The organism is Marinobacter shengliensis, assembly GCF_003007715.1.
In the GTDB taxonomy this organism is placed as follows: domain Bacteria; phylum Pseudomonadota; class Gammaproteobacteria; order Pseudomonadales; family Oleiphilaceae; genus Marinobacter; species Marinobacter shengliensis.
The window spans coordinates 120691-145389 of record NZ_PXNO01000021.1; the positions used below are offsets into that span (position 1 = coordinate 120691).

19 protein-coding genes are annotated in these 24699 nt (G+C 57.6%); 8 read left to right on the plus strand and 11 right to left on the minus strand.

Going from position 1 to position 24699, the window contains the following annotated elements:
• The first annotated feature begins 35 nt into the window (after positions 1 to 35).
• A complete protein-coding gene (locus tag C7H10_RS06700; protein ID WP_058092818.1) occupies positions 36 to 644 on the plus strand; it encodes a hypothetical protein in 609 nt (202 codons plus the stop codon).
• A 48-nt stretch (positions 645 to 692) separates the two neighbouring features.
• Here the strand turns inward: C7H10_RS06700 and C7H10_RS06705 are convergent, their stop codons facing one another.
• Genes C7H10_RS06705 through C7H10_RS06720 form a run of 4 tightly spaced genes read right to left on the minus strand, consistent with a single transcriptional unit; the run spans position 693 to position 4780 of the window.
• Positions 693 to 1823 (minus strand): HupE/UreJ family protein, encoded by a 1131-nt coding sequence (locus C7H10_RS06705; RefSeq protein WP_106694255.1) that lies wholly within the window; start codon positions 1821 to 1823, stop codon positions 693 to 695.
• Positions 1820 to 3061, minus strand: coding sequence for a tetratricopeptide repeat protein (locus C7H10_RS06710; protein WP_244178207.1), 1242 nt, complete (start codon positions 3059 to 3061; stop codon positions 1820 to 1822). The genes C7H10_RS06705 and C7H10_RS06710 overlap by 4 nt, the downstream gene beginning before the upstream one ends.
• The gene (locus tag C7H10_RS06715; protein ID WP_106694256.1) at positions 3021 to 3254 is read right to left on the minus strand and encodes a hypothetical protein; all 234 of its coding nucleotides are present in this window, start codon (positions 3252 to 3254) and stop codon (positions 3021 to 3023) included. Before C7H10_RS06715 ends, C7H10_RS06710 begins: the two co-directional genes overlap by 41 nt.
• Positions 3255 to 3274: 20 nt before the next feature.
• The gene (locus C7H10_RS06720; RefSeq protein WP_106694257.1) at positions 3275 to 4780 is read right to left on the minus strand and encodes a DUF4331 domain-containing protein; all 1506 of its coding nucleotides are present in this window, start codon (positions 4778 to 4780) and stop codon (positions 3275 to 3277) included.
• Positions 4781 to 4950: 170 nt separating this feature from the next.
• Here C7H10_RS06720 and C7H10_RS06725 point away from each other — a divergent pair, with 170 nt between their 5' ends.
• Positions 4951 to 5508, plus strand: coding sequence for a sigma-70 family RNA polymerase sigma factor (locus C7H10_RS06725; RefSeq protein ID WP_106694258.1), 558 nt, complete (start codon positions 4951 to 4953; stop codon positions 5506 to 5508).
• Positions 5505 to 6203 (plus strand): anti-sigma factor, encoded by a 699-nt coding sequence (locus tag C7H10_RS06730; protein ID WP_106694259.1) that lies wholly within the window; start codon positions 5505 to 5507, stop codon positions 6201 to 6203. The genes C7H10_RS06725 and C7H10_RS06730 overlap by 4 nt, the downstream gene beginning before the upstream one ends.
• Before the next feature lie 27 nt (positions 6204 to 6230).
• Here the strand turns inward: C7H10_RS06730 and C7H10_RS06735 are convergent, their stop codons facing one another.
• The gene (locus tag C7H10_RS06735; RefSeq protein ID WP_106694260.1) at positions 6231 to 7622 is read right to left on the minus strand and encodes an HDOD domain-containing protein; all 1392 of its coding nucleotides are present in this window, start codon (positions 7620 to 7622) and stop codon (positions 6231 to 6233) included.
• Positions 7623 to 7865: 243 nt separating this feature from the next.
• Between C7H10_RS06735 and C7H10_RS06740 the strand changes: the two genes are divergently transcribed.
• From C7H10_RS06740 to C7H10_RS06750, 3 genes are all read left to right on the plus strand, one after another.
• Complete coding sequence (locus tag C7H10_RS06740; protein ID WP_106694261.1) at positions 7866 to 8873, plus strand: methionine ABC transporter ATP-binding protein; 1008 nt, start codon at positions 7866 to 7868, stop codon at positions 8871 to 8873.
• The gene (locus C7H10_RS06745) at positions 8873 to 9550 is read left to right on the plus strand and encodes a methionine ABC transporter permease (RefSeq protein WP_058092815.1); all 678 of its coding nucleotides are present in this window, start codon (positions 8873 to 8875) and stop codon (positions 9548 to 9550) included. The genes C7H10_RS06740 and C7H10_RS06745 overlap by 1 nt, the downstream gene beginning before the upstream one ends.
• A gap of 200 nt (positions 9551 to 9750) precedes the next feature.
• The gene (locus C7H10_RS06750; RefSeq protein ID WP_106694508.1) at positions 9751 to 10533 is read left to right on the plus strand and encodes a MetQ/NlpA family ABC transporter substrate-binding protein; all 783 of its coding nucleotides are present in this window, start codon (positions 9751 to 9753) and stop codon (positions 10531 to 10533) included.
• 84 nt (positions 10534 to 10617) lie between these two features.
• On the opposite strand, the gene C7H10_RS06755 is transcribed toward C7H10_RS06750, so the two are convergent.
• Together C7H10_RS06755 and C7H10_RS06760 are read right to left on the minus strand one after the other, a co-directional pair.
• Entirely contained in the window at positions 10618 to 11271 is a 654-nt protein-coding gene (locus tag C7H10_RS06755; RefSeq protein ID WP_058092813.1) for a peroxiredoxin, read from the minus strand.
• A 154-nt stretch (positions 11272 to 11425) separates the two neighbouring features.
• Positions 11426 to 12787 carry an alanine/glycine:cation symporter family protein gene (locus tag C7H10_RS06760; RefSeq protein ID WP_058092812.1) on the minus strand — a complete coding sequence of 454 codons (1362 nt, stop codon included), beginning with the start codon at positions 12785 to 12787 and terminating at the stop codon, positions 11426 to 11428.
• A gap of 198 nt (positions 12788 to 12985) precedes the next feature.
• Between C7H10_RS06760 and C7H10_RS06765 the strand changes: the two genes are divergently transcribed.
• Positions 12986 to 13417: a CBS domain-containing protein gene (locus tag C7H10_RS06765; protein WP_106694262.1), complete on the plus strand. Its 432-nt coding sequence runs from the start codon at positions 12986 to 12988 to the stop codon at positions 13415 to 13417.
• Positions 13418 to 13446: 29 nt separating this feature from the next.
• Positions 13447 to 14292, plus strand: coding sequence for an S-formylglutathione hydrolase (fghA, locus tag C7H10_RS06770; protein WP_106694263.1), 846 nt, complete (start codon positions 13447 to 13449; stop codon positions 14290 to 14292).
• A 21-nt stretch (positions 14293 to 14313) separates the two neighbouring features.
• Here fghA and C7H10_RS06775 read toward each other — a convergent pair whose 3' ends face one another.
• The 4 genes from C7H10_RS06775 to C7H10_RS06790 form a co-directional block, all read right to left on the minus strand.
• Entirely contained in the window at positions 14314 to 15438 is a 1125-nt protein-coding gene (locus C7H10_RS06775; protein WP_106694264.1) for an HD-GYP domain-containing protein, read from the minus strand.
• A gap of 77 nt (positions 15439 to 15515) precedes the next feature.
• Positions 15516 to 18371 (minus strand): EAL domain-containing protein, encoded by a 2856-nt coding sequence (locus C7H10_RS06780; protein ID WP_208622809.1) that lies wholly within the window; start codon positions 18369 to 18371, stop codon positions 15516 to 15518.
• Entirely contained in the window at positions 18364 to 22458 is a 4095-nt protein-coding gene (locus C7H10_RS06785; RefSeq protein WP_106694266.1) for a PAS domain S-box protein, read from the minus strand. Before C7H10_RS06785 ends, C7H10_RS06780 begins: the two co-directional genes overlap by 8 nt.
• Positions 22451 to 24697 (minus strand): ATPase, T2SS/T4P/T4SS family, encoded by a 2247-nt coding sequence (locus C7H10_RS06790; protein ID WP_106694267.1) that lies wholly within the window; start codon positions 24695 to 24697, stop codon positions 22451 to 22453. Before C7H10_RS06790 ends, C7H10_RS06785 begins: the two co-directional genes overlap by 8 nt.
• Positions 24698 to 24699: the final 2 nt, after the last annotated feature.

Below are 24699 nucleotides of genomic sequence, written 5' to 3' on the forward strand. Positions count from 1 at the left end.
GACTACCCTGATGGCATCGAGGAGGCGAGCATCTTATGAACCAATCGATGGCAATCGACGATCTGGTATCCGTAGCACAGGCCGAAGCCATGGGGGAACTGGACGCCCCGATGATGGCCATAGTTCTGTCCAGTGAGCAGAGCTACGACCTGCCCATCAACTCTCTGGAAACCGATGCCGACAAGGCCCGCTGGGGTCTGATTCTGCGGGCGGCCCGCGAACATGTGGAAGCCGACGCCGTAGCGGTACTCTACCCGGCCTGGACCACCATCCGTCGAAAACCGACCGATGCCGAAACATCCCAGGCCCAGGCAGAGGATGAAGACAGTGCCGATGATGATAACGGCCCCATCGACACCCTGTTTGTGCAGCTGCACACCCGAGACAGAATCTATTGGCGGGGCTTTGAACAAATCCGCGATCCCAAACATCAGCGCATTATCGGCTTTCGCCGGATCAAAGCGCTGTCCACCGACTACGACAGAGACAGCGCGCCAAGCGTGGCTGCCTGGTTGAGCACCCTGTTCGAACCTTTGCCAGACGAAGGCGAGGAAACCGATATCGACCGCGAGCTGGCGGATTTGCTGGAAGAACCCGAGGTCAGCGCGGCGCTCTACCCGCGGCAGATGCGGGCGTTGCACTGATCCCGTGATAAAGGCCGGCCGGGCGCCACGGCCCCGGCCGGATAGGTTCTATATTTCGGCGATCCGTTCCACCACCCAATACAGGCTCAGGGCGCCGACTGCCACGAGCATGGCTGGCACGGCGGCCCGTTCGTAGAAACGCGAGCGGGCGGCGAGGTACAGCAATGGGAAAACCACCAGCACCAGCGCAACCTGCCCCAGTTCCACGCCAAGATTGAACCCGGCCAGCGCCACCGCCATTTGAGAGACGCCGGTGGTCAGATCGCCCAGCACACTGGCAAAACCAAACCCGTGAATAAGACCGAAGCCGAAGGCCAGCTTCCAGGTTTTCCGGCCCAGTATCGGCCAGATGACGTTCAGGGCGGCCAGCGCAACGGACAACGCAATAATGGTCTCTACCCAGGCAATGGGCAGGCGCACCACACCGAGTGCTGAAAGTCCAAGGGTAATGGAATGGGCCACAGTAAAAGCGGTGACGATGCCGACCAGTTCAAGTAGCCTCGGTCTCAGACCGGCGTGAACCGAAGTATGCCGGGTCCCAGTGGTTTCCCGTCGTCGAATCGTGGCTGGCAGCATCAACACCAGCAGGAAGAGAATGTGATCAAGCCCTATCAGCAAGTGAACGACGCCTTCATAGAGAAACGTGCCGAATAAGCGACCACTACCGAAGCTGGTTGCTGCCAAGGCCAGCGTCGGGTCATCGGGGCCAATAACGGCAAGCGTCTCCTGGCCTTCGTAGGTCAGGCTGACAAGCCCTCTGTGCAGGGGGTCGCGATCAAACAGCAGTGTATAGGTAATGGATTCCGGTACTTGTCCGTTTGGGCATGAGACCTGATACAAAGCCGCCGCGTAAGGGCCATCGCTGTGGGTGGATAGCCCCCACTGCTCACCCTGCAGGGCGCAGCTGCCGCTGTGATTGGCCAGGAGCAGACCCTCCTCCAGGTAGCGGGTAATTTCTCCTCGGGCTGCTCTTAGCTCGGCACCACTGACCCTCCGGTCGGCATTGCGGTCGAGGGGCACCTCCAGGGCAAGGTCCCTGAGGGCGAGGTCTACCCGGACGGTCGACTGGTCAAGGTCAAGGTAGATAAAGGCATCGCTGGCCTTGTGGGCCCAGGCCGGCGATGAGCTTGCTGCCAGCATCGCAACGAACAGTAACCCAGGAAGAAGGAATCGGTTCATGAGTCGGTCTCCGGGAAGCGGCTGTCGGTTTGCCGGTGTTGGTTCAGCCAGTTGCGAACCGTATTGGCGGGTTCGTCTTCGCCGGCCGCAACGCTGGCGCGTAATACCAGCCTGGTGTCTTCCGGCTCCCGTTGATCTTGCCAGTTGGCCAAGGCATGGCTAAGCGCTTGCTGTGGTTGTCCTTCCACATCCAGTTGGAACCGTGCGAGATCTCGTTCATGCAGAAGGCTCCCCCGCCAGCGAGCTTCGGAAAACCGCTCTTTCAGGCGAGTGATCATGGCATTGGCTTGGGGATGATTGGTTTGCAGCATGGCAATCGTCTGGATAACTGCCAGGGAGTCCACGTGCTCATAGCCTTCTGTCAAAGACAGGGTGTTTTCTGGTTGGTCATTGTCCAGAAACCAGTCGGCCAGCCGGGCGCGGGTGTACAGATCGTCTGGATGCTGGCTGAGAATGAACCGCCAGTGGTCGCGGGCACGGGCATCGCCGAGCTGGGCTGCGAGGTCGGCAAGCGTCCCCTCCGCCCAGAGTCTTGCCGAGCTGTTGTGCCGCTGTTCTGCGCGGGTACGATCAAGAAGCTGTTGATATGCCGCTTGGGGTTGCCCGGTTCGGCCCTGGACTTGTGCCTGACAACTGTGGGCAACCAGCCCCGGTGAGGATTCAATCAAAGCCTGACATTGTGCGGCCGCCTGTTCATAGCGGCCCTGCACCAACTCAAGGTTTGCCAGTGTCAGTTGGGCCTGTCGCTTTTGAGTTGGGTCATTGGCGGTGGTAATGACGGTTTGCAGGTCTGCCCGTGCCTCGTCAAATTGATGCAGGCTTTGCCGAACCGTGGCTCGAAGAACTCTCAGTCGGTCGGTCAGTCGGTCCTCGGGCCATTGCGAGAGCAAGCCGCTGGCATAACCCAGGTATCTTGGGTCGCCATCCCGTCTGGCCTGGAGGATCTGCTGCTGTATGGTGTCTGCCAGTTCCGCTGCGTTGTCGGGCAGCGGGGCTTGGGTTAGCGCGGGTTGTGGCAGGGTGACCAGAATGTCGGTGTCACCAAAGTCGGTTCTGATATCGGCGGGTGCTGCCCAGGCGGCGGAGCCAAAAGCGGCCATCCCGGTCAGGATGGCTAAAAAGGCTCCGCCCTTCAGGGCAGGCGCAAGAGCTACCAGCGCGCCTTTCCCGGCACGCTGGTAGCGGAGCAAGCCGCGATCAGAACAGGTTGTCAAACGCCTGTTCGTTGTCTTGATCATTGAAGCTGAACTCCAGGTTATTGATATTGACCGGTTCGCGATCATCCGCCGTGCGCTGTATCTCGTTCTGGACGAACGTGGTGAAATCCACCGATATTTTCAGGTCCTGGCCCCGGTTGTTGGAGCTGTCTGAACAGCCAGCAAGTGCCAGAGCAAACACCAACAGCGCCGCGATCTTGAGTATGGGTTTCATGGAAACCTCCTTTTGTCGCTTCAGTTACGCTGTGGATTCGGGGAGCCAGAGAACGGATGGCCCAGGTACGGGAAGCCGCTCAGCAGAAGATCCCGATCAACCACGGCTCCGTCGGTGTAGTTGATCTGACCGGCAGGTGCCGACTCTTCGTCGAGCAGGACGCCCATCACTACCCGCAAGGCAATGTCGACTACGTCATCCACAGGCCGGCGGCCATTCGGGAAGCCGGTAACATCTCCGGCGATGACACCCAGATCATCCTGCATGGTGACGTCGCTGCTGGCGGCCTCAATGCTGGTGTTCAGTCGAAGCATTTCACCCAGGGTTGGCGTGCCGCCGGGGCGTGTCAGGTCTGGTACACCATTGAGGAAGGCCCAGACCAGATCGGTGCGCGGATAGGCGTCGGGCGCCTGCACACCGAACAGGCTCTCGATCAGCACTGGTAAGGTGGGAGTCAGTACATAGGGTGCGAAGTTAGACGCATCGTCTTTCGGCTCGCTGGCGTTGAAGAGATCCTTGTCCCGAAGGCCAATCACGACTTCATTGACCAGAGGGGAACCGAGGCGCGACACCTGGGTGAATGCGCCACCTTCAACGGTCGCACCCTTGCCTGCATCACCTTCTTCGAAGGCGACAGGTCGCGGATTGATCACTCGTGCCTGGCGAACGCTGGCTGTAGTCCAGGCACCGATGACCGGATCATTGGCCGAGGCAACACACTCGATCGGCACCTCAAGAGCAAGCGACGTCACGTTCTTGCCTTCCAGAATATTCAGGCCAAGATCCCGGCCGTTCGCGCCGGTGACATCCTCGGGCGACAGGTTGATCAGATCGAAGACTTCGCCGAGGTTGACGGCAAAGGCTTCGGCCCGCTGGCCGGCAAACACCCGGCCGGTGCCGCAGCCCGGAATATTGGCAGTGTACACATGGCTCTGGGCATAGGCAGGATAATCTGCAATGGTTTTGCTGCCGATGTTATCCAGTGGCTTGTTGAAGGTGGGACTGCCGCCGTCACCTGTAACGGGCTGCGCTACGCCGGTGCGCCGATCACCTCGAATGACATCCACGGTATAGGTCTGGCGAACCTGAATAGCGCCGTTCATGGCGTCATCCATGGCGCCGGGACCAACCGGTGCGCCAGTTTTCAGAGGGATGGAGACCATTTCTCCGTTCACATCGATTTTGAGATCCTGCTTCACATCCTGGAATGAGAAACGGAAGGTGATGTCTTCCTGCGCGTTCCCGGTGTTGTCGATGTGAATCTCGTAGATGGCGTCTTCATCAAGATCGAAGTAGTTGGGCCCGCCATAGGCATCCTGCAGTGGAAGGTAGTTTGCGATCAATGTGACGAAACCTTCCCGGCCAGATTCATAACTGCGGAACATATAGAAATCGGTTCCGTCCACTTTCGGCATCTCGGTAATGAATGGGGCTTCTCTGTGGCTGGACGCGTGTCCGGATCCGGCGGCCAGGCACAAACCGGCAACCGCAACTGCGAGGCCGGAGCGTTTTATTAATGTGTTCATTCCGTGCTTCCTCATCGATGGTTGGTAATGCAAAGGGGTAACGGGTGCCACCGCTGAAAAGATGCACTCCGGCGCAAAATAAAAGTTGTGATTTTCAACGAGCGGTCTTGCAACTTTCGCGGCACCCGCCCCGTAACTGTTCAGGAGCATTGGATAACACGGGGCAGAACATGACGGTTGATGAGTCAGAACAAAAAGAATTGTTGAACCTGTTGTTGGCAGTGGCACAGCATGATCGGGAGGCTTTTCGACAGCTGTACCAGCGAGTCTCGGCTCGCATGTTCGGGCTGTGTTACAAGCTCTCAGCCCAACAGGATCTCGCTGAAGAAGCGTTGCAGGATGCCTTTGTTCAGATCTGGCACAACGCGGGCGAGTATCACGGCGATAGAGGTGCACCCCTGGGCTGGATGTTGACCATTGCCAGATACCGAACTCTTGATCTCATCCGGGCGCGCCGATCACTGAGAAGTGCTGGTGACGACATGTTGAAACACCTGGAAGACGGACGCTGGGGGCCACTGGAGACCCGGCTACAGCAAGCTGGAGCAACAGCGCTGACGGGGTGCCTCGAGGAATTGAGCGACACCCAGCGAGACACCATTCTGCTGTCCTACTATCGGGGGATGACCCATGATGAGCTGGCACAGACTCTGGCCTCGCCCGTTGGTACGGTGAAAAGCTGGATAAGGCGCGGCCTGATGGCGCTGAAGAGGTGCCTGGAACGATGAAAAAAACGCCGGAACGTTTTGAAAGTCTCGCCGCAGAGTATGTGTTGGGTTCGCTAACCGGGCGGGCGAGGCAGCGCTTTGAGCGCTGGATGATGCAATCGGTGCAGGTTCGGCAGGAGGTCTGGTTCTGGGAAGAGCGGCTTGGCCAACTGACCCGGGCGGTGCCGTCGGTCAGTCCAGCTGCTTCGGTTTGGGCGAACATAGAACGGCGGCTTTGGCCCACTGCCGGCGAAACTCCCCACGCACACCCGCGCATGCGTTGGCTCTGGCCGAGCTGGAGCTTGCTGGCAAGCGCGGCTGCCCTGGTTCTGGCAGTGATCGTGGCTTTTCCTCACCAGACGGGCACAGGCCGTGATGTCCAGTTAACCGGCGCAGTGGTGCAGGCTGACGTGAGCGATCCGCTATGGCTGGTCAGCGAAGCGGGAAGTAACCGATTGAGGCTGAGACCCGTGGCCGCCGTCGACGCAGAACAGGGCAGGGATTACGAGTTATGGGTAGTGCCGGGTGACGGTAGCCCCTTGTCGTTGGGCGTTATGGCCGTGGGAGGAGTATACGAGGTGACGCTGTCTGAGGATGCCCGCAGGCTGCTGGCCAGCAGCCGCACGCTGGCCATCAGCCTGGAGCCGAGAGGCGGCTCTCCCACGGGCGTACCGACCGGCCCGGTCCTGCATATCACCCGGCTTTACGAGATGTGAAACAGGGTCGACCCGCCTCTCGGCGGATCAGTGGTTGGTGGTTAGCAGCGTGAGGCACAATTGTGCGTTCTGGATAAAGTGGGCAAAGGCTGCCAGCTGCTGTTCCGACGGCACATAGCCCGCCGCCGCATTATCGGCATAGAACAGGCCCACCAGTCGGCCCTTGGCGGTAAGCGAGCCTACCAGGGCCGGCACCTTGCCCAGCCAGCGGTCATAGGGAACACCGCCCGCCTGTTTGCCGGGTTTGTAGATGGCACAAGTGCCATGGGGTAAAAGCTCTCCCAGTGGCCCGGTGCCATCCTTGTGGATAATCAGGTGTTCGCGCCACTCTTCGGTACCACGACCTCCTACCTTTCTGGGAATCAGGTCTTGTCCGGTGCGGTCACTCATCAGCAGGGCTACCCGTTGCATTCCAATGGCCCGGTGAATGCCTTCGATCACCAGCTGGCACACTTCGTTGATATCGGGTTTTTCTGCCAGTGTATGGGTCAGATCCCGAAGGATCTGCAACTGTAGGGCGGGGTCCATAACCGGGGCTTCGGCGCCGTGTCCGGCGGCGCTCTCCTGATTGCCGGGCAGCAACGCCGTGACCTGCGGAATGCCCAGAGACACGGCTACTTTGGTGGCTTCCTGGGCGTTGACCTTCAGTTGGTCCCGGATGGCAGCGGGGCTTTCTCCAACATCTGCCGACAAACGTTCCAGCACCTTGTCCATCTCTGGCCCACTCCAGCCATGCTCGGACACCGCGGCCATTTCCACGGTGTTGCGCACCAGGCTGCTGGCCAGGGAATTGGCCTTGCCGGGCGCCACCACTTCACGGATAAACGGCCCTAAAGACCAGGCTTCCACCAGGCCCCGGGTGATCTCGGTAAAGGTGGTGTGCAGTACGGCCTTCTGTGCCTCCACAGGCGGTTCATCCAGCCGCAGGCGCTCCTCCAGCTCTGTCGCCTGATCGGTTTCGCAGGACCAGAATGCCAGCTCACCGATGTTCATCAGCAAGGCCCCGATAAACACTTCCTCAAGCGCATGTTCGGTGCGTTTGGGCATCAGGCACCGGGCCTGAACGGCTGCGTGAATAGCGCGGGCAAGGCAACGCAACAGGTGTGGCCGGTCGTTGCGTTTGAGCAGAGTGTCGACAATCAGCGATGAAATCGCCATGGATTTCACGGCATCGAAACCGATCAACGTGATGGCACGGCTGACCGTGCTCACCTGGGTGCGGGTCTGGTTGTAGAACACCGTGTTGGAAAGCCGGAGCACCTGGGAGGTCAACTGGGCATCATTCAGAATGACATTCGCCAGTTCGTTCACTGTGCTGTTGCGGCTGTCGGTCAGTTCGTTGATCTGCCGGAGGGTGTTGGCCAATACCGGCAGCTCTACCTTGCTGAGGTAGGAAACCCATGCCTGGGTGGAATTCATCCTTGAGGGCGTATTCTCGGACGGGGTAGTCACAGGTACGGCGCGCCTCGGATAGGTGGAGGTTTATTAATGTTCTTTTCAAATAGCAGTTTAGCTGAGGGCAGGCGGGTGTGTCAGGTAGCTTTTTGTGTAAGGGCAACTACACACCGCCGGGATTCGGGTTTGGTCATCGAATAGGCTATAATCGCCGGTTTTCGGCTGCGCGCCCTACGCACTCCAAAGGCAAAGACCAAGGCACTGATCGTGATTGTATTTGACCAGGTACAGAAGTCATACCAGGTGGCCGGCCGGGCGATCCCCGCGCTGCACCCCACCAGTATGACCATTGAAACCGGCGAGGTATTCGGCATCGTCGGCCATTCCGGTGCGGGTAAGTCCACCCTCGTACGGCTGATCAACCTGTTGGAACCGCCCACCGGCGGCCGCATCCTGATCGACGACGAAGACATTACCCGGTACAACTCTGCGGAGCTGCGAGCCTTCCGCCGCAAAGTGGGCATGATCTTCCAGCACTTCAACCTGCTGTCGTCCAAAACCGTGGCAGACAACATCGCGTTTCCGATGAAGCTGGCGGGCATCTACAGCAAAACCGAGATACGGGAGCGGGTACAGGAACTGCTGGCCCGGGTGAGCCTGACCGACCACGCCGACAAGTATCCGTCTCAGCTGTCTGGCGGCCAGAAACAACGCGTTGGTATCGCCCGCGCCCTAGCCTGTCGCCCCACCATTCTACTGTGCGACGAAGCCACCAGCGCACTGGACCCGCAAACCACCCAGTCGGTCCTGAAACTGCTGGGTGACATCAACAAAGAACTGGGCCTGACCATCGTCTTGATCACCCACGAAATGGACGTGGTGCGCCGGGTCTGCGACCGGGTGGCCGTAATGGACGCCGGTCGCGTCGTGGAAATGGGCCCGGTGAGCGAGGTGTTCCTGCACCCCCAGCATCCCACCACCCGGGATTTTGTGTTCGAAAGCGAAAACATCGACCGCAACGAACTCCAGGAAGACCTGCAGAAAGCCGAAGGCCGCATCCTGCGCCTGACCTTCAAGGGCGAATCCACCTACAAACCCCTGCTGGGCAGTGTGGCAAGGGAATCCGGCGTAGACTTCAGCATCCTCTCCGGCCGGATCGATCACATCAAAGACACCCCCTACGGCCAGCTGACCCTGTCACTGGTGGGCGGTGATCTCGACGTCGCCATGCAGGCGCTGGAAGCCGCCGACGTTCACGTGGAGGTAGTGCGCTGATGGAAGCTTTAATGGAAACCCTCATGGGCAACGTCGACTGGCTGGAAATCGGCTGGGCCAGCTGGGACACCCTGGTGATGGTGGGCATGTCCCTGCTGTTCAGCGTACTGATCGGCCTGCCCATTGGCGTATTATTGTTCCTGTTCGGCAAACGCCAGCTATTGGAACAACCGGTGGCCTACGCGGTGTTGTCATTTGTGGTCAACGTACTGCGTTCCGTGCCTTTCATCATCCTGCTGATCGTGATGATCCCGTTCACCGTACTGCTCATTGGCACGTCACTGGGCGTGGCCGGCGCCATCCCGCCACTGGTGGCCGGTGGCGCACCCTTCTTCGCCCGCCTGGTGGAAACCTCCCTTCGGGAAGTTGACCGCGGCATCATCGAAGCCACTCAGGCCATGGGTGCTAACGTGCGCCAGATCATCTTCGGCGCCTTGCTGCCGGAAGCGCTTCCGGGCATCATCGCCGGTATTACCGTGACGGCCATCACCCTGGTCTCCTACGCGGCCATGTCTGGCGTTATCGGTGGCGGCGGCCTGGGCGACCTGGCTATCCGTTTCGGTTACCAGCGTTTCCAGACCGACGTGATGGTGATTACCGTCGCGTTACTGGTGATTTTCGTACAAGTACTCCAGATGGTTGGTGATCGTCTGGTGCTGTATTTCAGCAGAAAGTAAGGCCGTGATTGAACCGGGCAGGCAATTCCAAAGTCCGGTATAGGCAGGCTGCTGGGAGGCTCCTTCCGAAAACCTGGAGCGCCAGGGATGGCGCGACGGAGCCCTACATGGACGTATTCACGGGCGTTTTTCGGAAGGAGCCTCCCAGCAGCTTGCCGCAAACCAAAGTTAAACACGATGCTCCACAGGAGAACGCAATAATGAATCTGAAGAAAACTCTGGTAGCCATCGCTGCCGTAGCAACTTTCTCCTCTGCTGCTGTTGCAGAGAAACTGTCCGTAGCCGCTACTCCGGTCCCCCATGCTGAGTTGCTGGAATTCGTGAAGCCGGCAATGGCCGAACAAGGTGTTGAGCTGGATGTGAAGGTCTTCACCGACTACGTACAGCCAAACATCCAGGTTGACCAGAAGCGCATGGACGCCAACTTCTTCCAGCACCAGCCGTACCTGGATGAATTCAACAGCGGCCGTGGCACTAACCTGGTCACCGTTGCCGGTATCCACGTTGAACCCTTCGGCGCCTACTCCAGCAAAATCAGCTCCCTCGACGAACTGAAAGATCGTGCCGTGGTGGCCATCCCCAACGACCCCACCAACGGCGGCCGCGCCCTGCTGCTGCTTCAGGAAGCCGGCCTGATCACCCTGAAAGACGAAAGCAAAATCACCGCCACACCCCGTGACATTGCCGACAACCCCAAGCGCCTGAACTTCCGCGAACTGGAAGCCGCTACCCTGCCGCGTATCCTGAACCAGGTCGACATGGCCCTGATCAACACCAACTACGCCCTGGAAGCCGGCCTGAACCCGTCTGAAGATGCCATGGTGATTGAAGGTGCCGAGTCCCCTTACGTAAACATCCTGGTTGCCCGCCCGGACAACAAGGACAGCGACGCCATGCAGAAACTGGCCAATGCGCTGAAATCAGACGCCGTTCGCGAGTTCATCAAAGAAAAATACGAAGGTGCAGTAGTACCGGCATTCTGACATCCGGGTACTCGAAAATGAAAAAGCCGGGCAGTTCGCACTGCCCGGCTTTTTACTGGCACAAAACTTACTGCAAGGCGAGGATCAGTCACCGCTCCAGTTAGAGGACGGGTCTGGAGTCATCCGCAGGTAGGATTTCACTGCCTTGTAGCCCTTCGGGAAGCGCTGTTTGATCTCGTCTTCATCCTGCAGTGACGGCACAATCACCACATCGCCGCCTTTTTCCCAGTTACCTGGCGTAGCCACTTTATGGTCATCGGTCAGTTGCAGGGAGTCGATAACCCGCAGCACCTCGTTGAAGTTACGACCGGTGGATGCCGGGTAGGTAATGATCAGGCGCACCTTCTTGTTCGGATCAATGATAAACAGCGAACGCACGGTCAGGGTGCTGTCGGCGTTCGGGTGGATCATGTCGTACAGCTTGGCCACCTTGCTGTCGTGGTCGGCAATGATCGGGAAGTTAACGGTGCAGCCCTGGGTTTCGTTGATATCCTTGATCCAGTCCTTGTGGGAGTCAACCGGGTCGACACTCAGGGCAATGGCCTTGACGCCACGTTTGGCGAATTCGTCTTTCAGTTTGGCGGTCAGGCCCAGTTCCGTGGTGCATACCGGTGTGAAGTCGGCAGGGTGCGAGAACAGAACCCCCCAGCTGTCACCAAGCCAGTCATAGAAGCGAATGGTGCCTTCGCTGGAATCCTGTTCAAAATCCGGTGCAGTGTCTCCAAGACGCAAACTCATAGTCGTTCTCCTCAGACAGGTTGTTGGCAAACACGGTGTTTTTTTGTGTACGTTAGACACTGTGGCGATGGATGCCCTGAATGCAAGGGGGGGCTTGATCCAGAGCATCCAACGGTTTGCTCACATCCTTATGAGCACCAGACATACCGATTGTTTATTTCACCCCCAGGGCCTTCTGCTTCTCAAAGTGTTCCCGGGTGAGCTTGAACACCACCGGGCTGAGTAACAGCAGGGCGATCAGGTTGGGCAGCGCCATCATCGCGTTGAGGGTGTCGGCCACCAGCCAGATAAAGCCCAGGTTGATGGTGGCACCCACGGGGATGGCGACAATCCACAACACCCGATAAGGCACGATGGCCTTCACACCAAACAGGAACTCGATGCAGCGTTCACCATAGAACGACCAGCCAATGATGGTGGTGAAGGCGAAAATCGCCAGCGCAATCGCGACCACGTAGTTGCCGAAGCCGGGGAGGCCTGTTTCAAAGGCCAGGGAGGTGAGGGCCGCACCCGTCTCGCCGGAGGTCCAGGCGCCGGAGGTAATAATCACCAGGCCGGTGATGCTGCACACAATGATGGTATCGATGAAGGTGCCCAGCATGGCGACCATGCCCTGCTTGACCGGGTTCTTGGTCTGGGCGGCGGCATGGGCGATGGGCGCAGAACCCAGGCCCGCTTCGTTGGAGAAGATACCGCGTGCGACACCAAAGCGGATAGCCGCCCAGACAGCGGCACCGGCAAAGCCCCCCTCGGCTGCGGCCGGGCTGAAGGCATAGCTGAACACCATGCTGACGGCTGCGGGAATTTCACTGGCATTGATGGCCAGAACAATCAGGCCAACCAGCACGTAAGACACCGCCATAAATGGCACCAGGGCACTGGCCACCTGGCCAATACGCTTGATGCCGCCAATCAGCACCAGGCCCACCATAATCATCAGCAGAACGCCGGTGATCCAGTGGGGCAGGCCGAAGTTGGCAGACAACACATCCGCCACCGAGTTGGCTTGTACCGTATTGCCGATACCGAAAGCGGCAATGGAGGCGAAGATCGCGAACAACACCCCAAGCCAGGCCCATTTCTTGCCCAGGCCATTGCGGATGTAATACATGGGGCCGCCCACATGGGCACCACGCTCATCCACTTCCCGGTAGCGCACGGCCAGCACGGCCTCGCCGTACTTGGTGGCCATGCCCACCAGGGCGGTCAGCCACATCCAGAACAGGGCGCCCGGGCCGCCCAGGAACACGGCGGTGGCAACCCCTGCAATGTTACCGGTGCCTACGGTGGCTGACAGGGCGGTCATCAGGGCCTGGAATGGCGGAATATCACCATCGTCCTCGTCACCGCGGGCACGGCCGCTCCACATCAGCCGGAACCCGGCGCCCAGTTTCAGGATTGGCATCAGTTTCAGACCAATACTGAGAAACAGCCCGACCCCGAGGATCATCACCAACATCGGTGGTCCCCAGACCAGGCTATTGATTTGACTTACAAATTCAGAAATGGGTTCCATGGGTTCTCCCACTGTTTACCACGGCTAGGTCATATGATTAGAGCCCCAGAGGGCATAACCTGTTGAGTTTAGTCGACTATTTTGTGGTGTAAACCGTTTTGCTCCTGAGAGTTGTCCATTTTGCCCACCATTGCCTATGTTTAGAGTAACTGCGGTGCCAGTTTCGGCGCCTTAAATAAAACCGAAAAGGGGCTGCCTATGCGCTCACTGAAAATCTCGGAAGTCATGTGGAATCACATTGAGCCTATCCGTTGCGGCACACCGCTGACCAAGGTTGTTAAAGCGTTACTGGATAACCACGTTACCGGTTTGCCAGTGGTGGATGAAAAGCGCCAGGTTCTGGGCTTTGTGTCGGAGCAGGACTGCATTCACTCGCTGCTGGTGAGTAATTATCACAGCGAGGGCGAGCCCATTGTGGACGATGTGATGTTCCATAAACCGCTGACGGTGTCGCCAGAGATGTCAGTGATCGATCTGGCGCAGAATCTGGGGGCCGGAAAGCCGAAAGTGTACCCGGTGGTTGATCATGGCAAACTGGTGGGGATTGTCACCCGTACAGCTATTCTGTCCCAGTTGGCCAAATCCGGTAATACCATCGAAAAACAGCGATTTGCCAACGCTGCGGACTGACTTGTCCACCTACAACTGCCAGGAAGACTATGGAACTGCTAGCCACCAACGTTTGCTTTGACGGCGAGCACCGCCGCTACCGCCACTCATCTGCCACGCTCCAGTGCGACATGGAGTTTGCGGTGTTTCTGCCGCCGTCGGCTCTGGGCGAGAAAGGCAAACCAGCGCCAGTGCTGTACTGGTTGTCCGGGCTGACCTGCACCGACCAGAATTTCATGCAGAAAGCCGGTGCCCAGAAACTGGCCGCCAGGCTGGGCCTGGCGATTGTGTGCCCGGATACCAGCCCCCGGGGCCTGGACCTGCCTGGCGAGCACGACAGTTATGATTTTGGCAGTGGCGCGGGCTTTTATGTGAATGCCACAGAACAGCCCTGGGCACCCCACTACCGCATGCACGATTACGTGGTGAAGGAACTGCCCCAACTGGTCGAGAATGAGTTGCCGCTCAGCAGTGAACGGTCAGTCAGCGGCCATTCCATGGGCGGCCACGGAGCCTTGATTTGTGCCTTGAAGAATCCGGGGTATTACAAATCGGTATCGGCGTTCGCCCCCATTGCCAATCCCATGGCGTGCCCCTGGGGGCAGAAAGCCTTCAAGGGTTATCTTGGGGAAGACCAGAACGATTGGGAAGCGTGGGATGCTTCCTGCCTGATCCCGACCGCAAAAGAGCGGCTGCCGCTACTGGTAGACCAGGGTACGGCCGATGAGTTTCTGGAAACCCAGCTGAACCCGGAAACGTTGGCGGATGTCTGTGAGAAGTTTCATCACCACATCAACCTGCGAATGCACCGTGGGTACGACCACAGCTATTTCTTTATTGCCTCGTTCATTGACGACCACCTGAATCATCATGCCAGGGCATTGGGTTTGGCATGAGCCCGCCACGCTCCGCGGGTTTCAGTTGCGAAAGCCCCAGAGCAGGCTGAAATCCATGGAAGGCATTTCTTCTGGCTCTTCGGCGCCTTGGATGTTGTATTCGGGAACGCTGGTGTCGCGCTCAAACGTGCCGCTGTAGCGGTTGCCCCGGGGCCCGAAAATAGCTTTGACAAACGGTCCCCTGGCCCTGACGGCGCGGCCGGTCACCACACCGACTTCGTTATTGTCGAGCCGCACCAGCATGCCAGGCGGGTATTCGCCGAGTACTTGCAACAGTGACCGTGGAATGGCCGGGCGGACCTTGCCGTCACCGAGGGTGGCTATCAGTTTGCGGGCAGCGGTGATGGTCATCCGGTTGCGGTAGGCTCGTTTGGTGATCATGGCCACGTAGCGTTCTGACAGAGCCAGAATTTCCGCCTCTGGCAGAATATCAGTGCCACTTAATCCTTCCGGATAGCCGGAGCCATCGGCCTGCTCGTGGTGCTGGGCGATGATTTTCAGCAACAGTTTATTGGTAATGCCGGCGGAGGTCAGTGCCTGGATGCTGCGGTGCGGGTGTTTGCGGATAACTGCCCGCTGGTCGTCGGTGAGCACGCGGGTGGAAGCATTTAGCTGGTCGGCCACCGGCACAAGTGCCAGGTTGGCGGTCAGGGCCGCGGCGGTCAGCACACTGGTACGTTTTTCATCAAGCCCAAACGCCCTGGCCGTGAAGTGGCACAAAATGCCGTAGAAAAGAATCTGTTCGTGAATGGTGGGGCCGATGGAGTACAGGTGCACCAGGGCCAGGCTGGCTTCCGGGGCTTCCTGACAGGTCCGCTCCAGCATTCGCGCCAGCCCCAATAAACGTTTTTGGGCAGACGGATCTTCACTGGTGATGGCGTTGAGGGTTGCTTCCAGGGTGGCCAGCAGGTCAGCGTAGTCGGCAAACGGGTTACGCTGCCGTTGATCCTCCTGAATCTTTTCCTTTTTCCGTTCGATTTTCCGGGGTTTGAACCGGCCCCGCTCAAACAATTGCTCCAGTTGGGTATTGGTCTGGATAACATAGCCCTGACGCAGCAAGACGTTTCCATCGGCGTCGAAAACATCCCAGGGTAATGGACGGCCGATGGTCAATGCCCCAGGGGCGATGCGTATTAAATCAGACAAAATGCTGGTTCCTGAATACCACTTTGGCTCAAAAGTCTAACCCTGAAACTGTCGTCAATGCCACCATATACCCAATCTCATTGCATGGCAGCATGATAGTGAAACGCCTGCCGGATATGCTCGCGAATCTGGTCGTCATCCCAGGGTTTGGTCAGGAATTTGTAGATCGCGCCCTGATTTATCGCGTCGGTCACGGATTTCAGATCCGTGTATCCAGACAACACAATACGCACGGTATTCGGGTGGATGGCTTTCACCCGGCTGAGAAACTCCGTGCCAGACATTTCCGGCATTCGCTGGTCAGAGATGATTACCTGCACAGCATTTTCGGCCAGCAAGTTGAATGCCTCACTCACCGATGTAGTCGATAATATACGGTACCCGTCTCTTCGCAAGGTGCGGGATAACGCTTTGATGATATTGGCCTCGTCGTCCAGTAACAGGAGAGTTTTCTGGCCGCTCTCGTCGCTTTGGGTTGAGAGTTTCGGGTGGCCGCCTTGCTGATTCATGAAGTCGATGAGTTCGGTGAAAGGCATCGGTCGCGCAAAGGCATATCCCTGCAACAGGTCGCAGTTGTTCCTGCGCAGAAAGGCAGCGTGCGCCTCGGTTTCCACACCCTCGGCTACTACCTCAAGCGATAGATGGTGGGCCATCGAAATCACCCCTTGGGTAATGGCGGCGTCACTGCGATTCTGGATAACATCTTTGATAAACGTACGGTCAATCTTTATTTTGTTGGCCGGCATGAGCTTGATGTATGTGAGGCTTGAAAAGCCAGTTCCGAAATCGTCTATCGCGATACGTACGCCCAGTGCCCGGAGTTCATTCAGAGTACGAACCACCATATCTGTGTCGTAGAGAACGGTGGACTCTACTACCTCCAGTTCCAGAGAGGCGGGGGGCAGTCCAGATGCCTGAAGCGCCTGCTGGACAACCTCGACGAAGCCAAATTTCCGAATCTGTATCGGCGAGACATTGACGGCAACGGTGCAATCTTTGAAGCCGGATGCGTGAATGCGGACCATATCTCGGCAGGCCTGGTGCAACACCCAGCGCCCAAGGGCAATGATCTGACCGGTTTCCTCCGCCATCGGCACGAAGTCACCCGGCGACACCAATCCTTGTTCCGGATGCTCCCAGCGCACCAACGCCTCAACAGACTTTGTCTGCCCGGTGCGGGCGTCGACAACGGGTTGATAGAATAGTGTCAGCGCTTCATCGTCGATGGCGTCCTGAAGCTGGTTGCGGAGTTTGACCCGTAAGTTCGCTTGGGTGTTCATCTCCTCCTCAAACCATTGCCAGGTGTTGCGGCCAAGTTGCTTCGCTTGATACATGGCGAGGTCTGCTTGCTGGATCAGCTCGGAGGGCTCCTGGATGCTGCCATCGGTGGCCGTCATGCCGATGCTAGCGGTCAGATGCAAGGTCTCATCGCATACTCGGTAAGGCAAAGCCAAAGCTTTCATGACCTGCTCCACCACCACTTGCGCGTCGTTATCCTGTGCGAGATCGGAAAGTGCTATGACGAACTCATCGCCACTGACGCGAGCCACGGTATCGCCGGAGCGCACGAGCCCTCTGAGTCGATGAGCTACCTCAATCAGAATCTGGTCGCCGGTGCGATGGCCAAGTGAATCGTTAATCAGCTTGAAACCGTCCAGATCAATAAAAAGCAGGCCCACGTGGCGGTTGTACCGTCGGGCAAACTGGCAGGCCTGGTTTAGCCGGTCTTCCAGCAGCGCGCGGTTGGGTAGCTGTGTCAGCACATCATGGCTGGAATTGTAGGCCAGCTGATTCTCAATGGATTTCCGTTCAGAAATATCATTCAGGACGCCAACAAAGTGGGTGATCGTGTTCTGATCGTCACGGATGGGCGATAGGTAAAGGTCATTCCAGAACGGGCTGCCGTCTTTTTTGTAGTTACGCAGCACGACCGAAATATCGTCGCCTCTGGCGAGCCCCTTGCGAATCTGATCGAGGGCCTGTTCATTACTCAAGTCAAATTCGTCCCCCTGCAGAAACCGGCAGTTCCTGCCAAGTACTTCTTCAGCTGTATAGCCGGTGATTCGCTCAAACGTAGGGTTTACGTAGACCAGGGGCATATCCTCGGCCAGCGCATCTGCTACCACAATGCCGTTAGAGCTGGATTCGATACAGCGTTTCAGCAGTTTGAGCCGACGGTCATTCTCGATCTGACTCGTTTTGTCGTTAAAAATATAAAGCGCCAGCTCAGTCTGGTTGATCGAGATTAACTCGTGGGTTACTTCGACAGTCAGCGAGCGGCCGTCCTGGGTGAGATGGTGTTCCAGGACAGCTCCGAGTTGCAGGGTGAGACTGTCGCCATCTGGAAGGTCAGCTTGGTTTGGTGCTCTCAGGTCATCCAATGACAGCCTTGGGGAGCCTTGCGGGGCAAGCCCATACAATTCGCGAGCGGCGCTGTTCATGGCTTTGATGCGGCCAGTATCCGGTTCCGCCAGGCACATGGGGCTCGGGCTATTTTCAAACAGGAGCCGGTATTGCGCTTCACTGCTGGCGAGGTCCTCGGTGGCGGCGGCCCGGTCTATGGCGTAGCGGATACTGCGCAGCAGCGTGTGGCCATCCAGCCGGCCTTTTACCAGATAATCGGCGGCTCCCATCTCTACAGCACGGGCATCCAGTTCATTGTCCCCCTGGCCGGTCAGCAGGATGAACGGTGTGGTGATACCCTCTTCCTTGGCTCGCTGGATCAGGTCGAGGCCTGACTCAGGCCCCAGCCGAAGGTCAACAAGTGCTATATCCACGCCATTGTCATGCAGGCTGGCCAGACCATCACTCAAGCAGTCACGCCAGATTAGATGGGTGCTGACCGGGCTCACCTCTTCGAGCATATCCCGGGTTATCAGGTAATCGTCTTCATCGTCCTCAATCAACAGGACGCGCAAAATCGGGTCAGTCATAATCATTGCTATCCGGTATGGTCGGTTCCCGGTGTTTTTGGTCCCAGTAACATGTCAGGGCCTCAACAATGTTCAGTAGCTCGGTATACCGGGTTGGCTTGACGATATAATCGTTGGCGCCCTGGGCCTGGCAGAAACCGATGTCCTCATCGTTCCGGGAGGTCGTGAGTATCACGGTAGGCAGCCGACAAAGTTCCGGCGTTGAACGTATCTCAACAAGCGCCTGCCTGCCGTCTTTCAGAGGCATATTGAGATCCAGCAATATAAGGTCCGGCAGGGAGCTGCTGCCGGCGAGCAAGTCCGGGCACTCACCTTTCAATGCCGCCATCAGCTCCACGCCGTTAGATACAAAGCACAGTTGGCATTGCTGGCACCGTTCCCCGAAGGCTTCGCGTATCATCAGTTGGTCGTCCGGATCGTCATCGGCAATCATGATCAGGGGGCTGTATGTGTCGTCAGTCATTGGCTGTGCCTCGTTAACCCGTCGGAACCGTATTCGGAACGTAGTGCCCTTGCCGGGGGCGCTGTTGACGGCCACCGTTGCACCATGGCGATCCAGAATCTTTTTGACTATCGCCATACCAATGCCCGTGCCGGTGTAACCGTCCTTTTGGTGTAGACGCTGGAATGGGTGAAAGAGTTTCTCCGCGTAGCGTTCCTCAAAACCGATGCCGTTATCGCGAACCACCAGTGTCCAATCGGTATCGGTGACATCCTCTGCGGTAAGTGAGATTTCCGGTGGCCGTTCTGGTTCGTGGAACTTGATGGCATTGCTCAAGAGGTTCTGTAGCACCTGTCGGAGCTGTGTGGCATCGCCATAGGTTTCCGGCAAACGTCCAGTGGTGATAATGGCCTGCTCCCGGCTGATACTGGTCTCCATATCCTGCATGACTTCCCTCAGGATAGTCTCTGTATCGCAGGAAACCATGGGCTTGGCCCGGGTTGTCACCCGGGAATAGCTGAGCAGGTCCTCAATCAGGTTCTGCATCCGGCCAGCAGCTGATTGCATGCGCTTGAGGTAATCCTTCTCTTGCTCTTCCAGCTTGTCTGACCTGCTGATCAACCGGTCAGAAAACGCCTGTATCTTGCGCAGGGGTTCTTGCAGGTCGTGGGACGCCACGAAGGCGAAATCCTGGAGCTCCCGATTGCTGCGTTCAAGTTCTGCCATGGTGGCCTCCAGTTTCCATTGGGCTTCCTTACGCTCGCGGATACTTCGATAATAAACGGCGAGTCCCTCGTCAGAAGGGTAAGCGCTGATTTCAAGCCAGTTGTCCAGAGGCTCGTAATAGCCTTCAAACGAAACAGACTCCCCGGTATCCATGGCGTAGCGATAGTTCTCATCGAATTCGGTACCAACGGCGGCCGGGAAGATCTCCCAGAGGTTGTGCCCCAGTAATTCGTCACGAGATTTACGCAGCAGTTCCTCAGAACGTCGGTTCACGTAGGTGAAACGCCATTCCCGATCTACCGTGAAAAACGCATCGGTAATGCTCTCGAAGATAGTGGCCTGGCGCTCGGCAAATCGTCGGATCTGTTCCATGGCTTGCCGGGACGCTGTTATATCCTGAAACGCGCCCTGTAACTTGGCGATATCCCCATTGCCATCCTTGACTGCATGGCCAATGGCCCTTACCCAACGTTGTCGTCCTTTTGCTGTGATGATCTGCAGTTCTTCATCAAAGGGTATGCCATCTTCAATGCAGGTTTGGACTGCGTTGGTGATACGCTCCCGGTGCTCTGGAATGTAAAACTGAATGGCATCCTCAACATCGGGGGCCTGGCCCGGCGGCAGCTCGTGTATCGCGCAAACGACATCCGACCAAGTGGACTTGCCGGTATTCAAATCAACCACCCAGCCACCAATCATGGCCACTCGCTCGGCCATTTTAAGAAGGGCTTCGTTCTCCCTGAGTTTCTGTTCGATGCGCCGCTGCTCTGTGGTATCCCGGGCCACCACATAGATAAGGTCGTCAGCGCTGAGGGTGGCGTTTATATTCAGCCAATGTGTGTTGCCTTGTTTGTCCTGCACCCGGATATGCAACTCAGAGACCTCGTGGCCCTCGGTGAGCGACTGTACGGCTTGGCGCACCGATACTTTGTCTTCGGCATTCACCAGTTTCAGATATGAGGTGCCCAGTAACTCCTCTCTCGAGTATCCCAGTGTTTCCAGGAAGGTCTGGTTCATCTCGAAGAAATAGCTGTTGAGATCGACAATGCAGAACATGTCTGGCGATAGCGAGAAAAACTGGTCTCGCTCTCTGGTCAGGGTCTCAGCCATCAACTCGTCGGTGATGTCACGACCGACGCAGAACAGGGTTTTGTCTGCTTTGGACCACTCTGATGTCCAGGAAATGGTGATGATGTGGCCATCCCGATGCCGCAGCCTTGTCCGGAAACCCGAGGCGCGGTCCCGATCACCGGATATCAGTAGCTGTACCTCTTGTTCGGTGGCCGCCCGGTCTTCCTGCACCAGCAACAGGTCGTAGTGTTTACCCTGAAGCTCATCCGGGCTGTAACCGAGTATTTCCTGACAGGCGGGGCTTACACTCAGGAAACGACCATCAACACTGATGGAGCAAAGGATATCCCTGGAGAACTGCAGTATGCGTTCATTGGTTAAGCGCAGGGATCGTTCCTGGTCCAGGTGGTAGTTAAGAGTATTGTTGAGCATTTCCAGAGACTCGGAGCGCCGTTCGGATTCGCGCCAGAACAGGTAGCTGAGCATGACCAGGAAACTCAGGCCGATACCGCTGAACAGTACCAATGGTGGCAGGTATAGATCGTCCGGCGACAGAGTGCCTGCGGGCATACTGACATGTACAGTCCAACGAGTATCGTGGTGTGTCTCAACCGTTCGGGATACCAAGTCGATGCGTTGTTTTGGCGGCAGGTCCGGATTCTGGTTGAACAGCGTAAGGCCGTCAGCGGTAACTCGCAAAATCAGCCCTTCCTCAATGTGTTGAGTCAGGGCCTGATAAACGTGCTCAAGATCGACGACAGCTATGATGGTCCAGTTCAAATCCTGTAACAGGGTGATCGGTGCGGCAATAGCGGAATGAGGGCGTCCGCTTTCGGTTTTTCTGGGTCGGCTCAAATGCGGTTGCCTGGATTCGTGGACATGGTTCAGCCACTCAGAGGTTCCGGGCTGGCGCAGGAAATCATTGATCCAGAGCCGGTACTCCAGTCCCCGGGACTCGGTCATGACTGGGCGTTGTGTAGGATCCAGAACGGTCAGTAGTCTTATCTCCGGAAAGTCGCGGAGATAGCTTGTAACCTCTTGCTCCCGGAAGGCCTTTGGCGGCAGGCCGCCAAGGTACTCCCAGCGTTCGGCCAGTCGGCGGATAAGGGCCAGATTGATGGCGTAGTTACTGACGCTGGAGGCTTCCAATTGAGTGGCCAGGGTATTGGCACGCTCTAACAGATTGTGGCTGTGCTGTAGCCTGAGAACATGCCAGCCGGCAGTGGTAAGCAGGATTCCAATGGCACCGACGACGAGAAGCCCCCGGTAGGCAACGTCAATTTGACGATGAAAAACGCTGGACATAAATGGCAGTGTGGCACCGACCAACATCACTAATGGGCTAATCACAATGTTTGATTCGGCTACGCTACCCAAATGGAAATTCTCGAACACTGGGTACCAGTTCGAGAGTAGTGACAGTGCGCTTGCGATCAGGCACACGCCGGCGGTGACAATACCCAACGCACTGGTCTGATGGGTCCACACGGTGGTTAGAATGCTGAGGGCTATTAAGGTTGTTACTAGCAAAAGCACGGGGTTGATGGCGAGAATGCGGATGATGTTTTCGTCTGGCAGTGCTTTGAGCGCGGAGAAGATCAGAGCACAAATCAGTACTATTACCGCCAAAACCGTTGCCAGCCACCGTCTCCTTAGAACGATGGCTGCAAAGCCTATACTGAGGGCAATTGCCAACAGACCAACACCGGGCCTCAGGCTCAGGCGGCCGGGCGCGTCGCCGGCGGCGATGGCATCGTAAACGATGGTTACGCCGACCGCACCAAGGGTAATCGACAGGGCGAGTGTGGCACAGAGCCAAAACACCGTGACGTTACGGGACTCAACCATTAAGCACCTGGGGACCAAGCAGCCGCAGGATTTCTTCCGGGGTAGTCAGCCCACTCCGAAGTTTTTCCAGGCCATCATCCAGCAGCACTTTCATGCCCTGCTCCCGGGCCAGGGTTTCAATCTGCATGGCGCTGGCGCCTTCGGTGATGGCAGCGCGTAGTTGTTCATCCACGGTCAGCACTTCGTGAATGGCTACCCGACCCTTGTAACCCTTGTGGCACTTCTCGCAGCCCTGGCCACGATAGAACACCATGTCAGCATCCATGAACTGCGGCCCGAGCCGTTTGAGTATGTCGACGGGCGCCTCCGTCTCTTCCTTGCAATGATTGCAGATACGCCTTACCAGGCGCTGGGCAATGATCGCTTCCAGCGCCGAAGCCACCACATAGGGCTTCAGGCCCAGGTCGAGCAATCGGGCGACAGTGGCCGAGGCGGAACTGGTATGCAGGGTGGAGTACACCAAATGGCCGGTCATGGCGGCGTGGAAGGCCACATCGGCGGTTTCCTCGTCGCGTATTTCCCCCAGCAGGATGACGTCCGGGTCTTGCCGCAGAATGGCCCGAAGCACGCTGGCGAAATCCAGGCCAATGCGGTCCTTTACCGGCACCTGCCCGGCCATGTCGACGTGGAACTCCACGGGGTCTTCAATAGTGACGTAGTTTCGCTCCGGGCTGGCGTTGTGCTGCAGCAGGGCGTACAGGGTGGTGGTTTTGCCGCTGCCGGTGGGCCCGGTGGCCAAAATGATGCCCTGGGGCTTGGCCACTACGTGCATCAAGCGGTTCAGGTTATGTTCAGACAGGCCGAGGTCTGAGAGCGACTGCGCCGAGGATTGTCGTTCCAGTACCCGCATCACCACTTTCTCGCCATTGATGGTGGGCAGGGTGGAAATACGCAAGTCGACAATGCGCATGGGGGTTTTTACAGTAATCCGGCCATCCTGGGGCCGGCGGCGTTCGGTAATGTCCAGTTCCGCCATCACCTTGATGCGTGACACCACAGACATCAGCAAATTGGTGGGGATGTGAATCTTGTCCTGCAACACACCGTCGATGCGGTAACGCACCACCAGGGATTTGGTGCGCGGGTGTACGTGAATGTCGCTGGCGCCCAGGCGCAGGGCTTCCAGGATGATGGCGTTCACCAGGCGGATGGCAGGAGGCTCTTCGGAACTGCCCAGAAGCTGTTCCAGGGATTCCTGGTCGGCTTCATCGTCCAATACGATTTCGATGCCCTCGTAGGGGTCATTGGTGCCAATCTTGGTGGCAATGTCATCCAGATCGTGGCTTTCGCCGAAGATCTCCGCCAGTTTGGCCTGCATTTGCCCGGTTTCGCACAGCAGCGGGTGGATGGTGTAGCCGGTCATGAACCCCAGTTCGTCAATCAGGTTCACATCCATCGGGTCCACCATGGCCAGGCGCAAACGCTGGCCCTGGGCCCGCAATGGCAGCACCAGCTGGCGGGTGCAGATTTTCTGGGGGATCAGCGACAGCAGGCTGGGGTCTGGCTGGAACTCCCGCAGGTCCACTTCCTCAAACAGCATGTCGTCCCGCAGCAGCTCGAAGACCTTTTTGAAGTCTACCCAATCGTGTTTCAGTAGCGTGCGGATCACCGGGCTTTTCTTGCTTTGCATCTCCCGGTGCAGCTGCTGTATTTGCTGGGCGTTCAACCAGCCTTTTTTGTGTAACAGGATCGCCAGCTGGCTGCGATTGGTGGCAGTCAGCTTGCTGATGGTTTCCAGGTCTTTGCTCTGCTTTTGGGTCTGCTGTTCCAGTGCCCGAGTCCGCTGGAGGAGTTCGTACTGCTCCAGTGCCAGGGCAATCGTCAGGCGAATATCGTCATCGTTCCAGGGTTTCAGAATGAACCGGTACACGGCGCCGTCGCGGATGGAGCCCATAACAGCGTCTGTATTGGCGTGGCCGGTGAGCATGATACGAATGGTCTGGGGCCAACGCTCCCGCACTTCCCGCAACAGTTCACTGCCGTTCATGCCGGGCATCATGAAGTCGGTCATGATCAGTTCTACTGGCTGCTTTTCCATAATGGCCAGGGCTTCCTGGCCATCCTTGGCAAACAGCAGCTCGTAGTTCTCGCGCTGGAATACCCGGCGCAACGAGGCAAGGATGTTCGGCTCGTCGTCCACCAACAGCAGGCGATAAGGCACCTTTTTCGGCTCAGGTTTGGCGGCCTGGCCGGCATCGGTGTCTTTGCCGTAGAACAGTGATGCGTAACGTTTTGCCATCC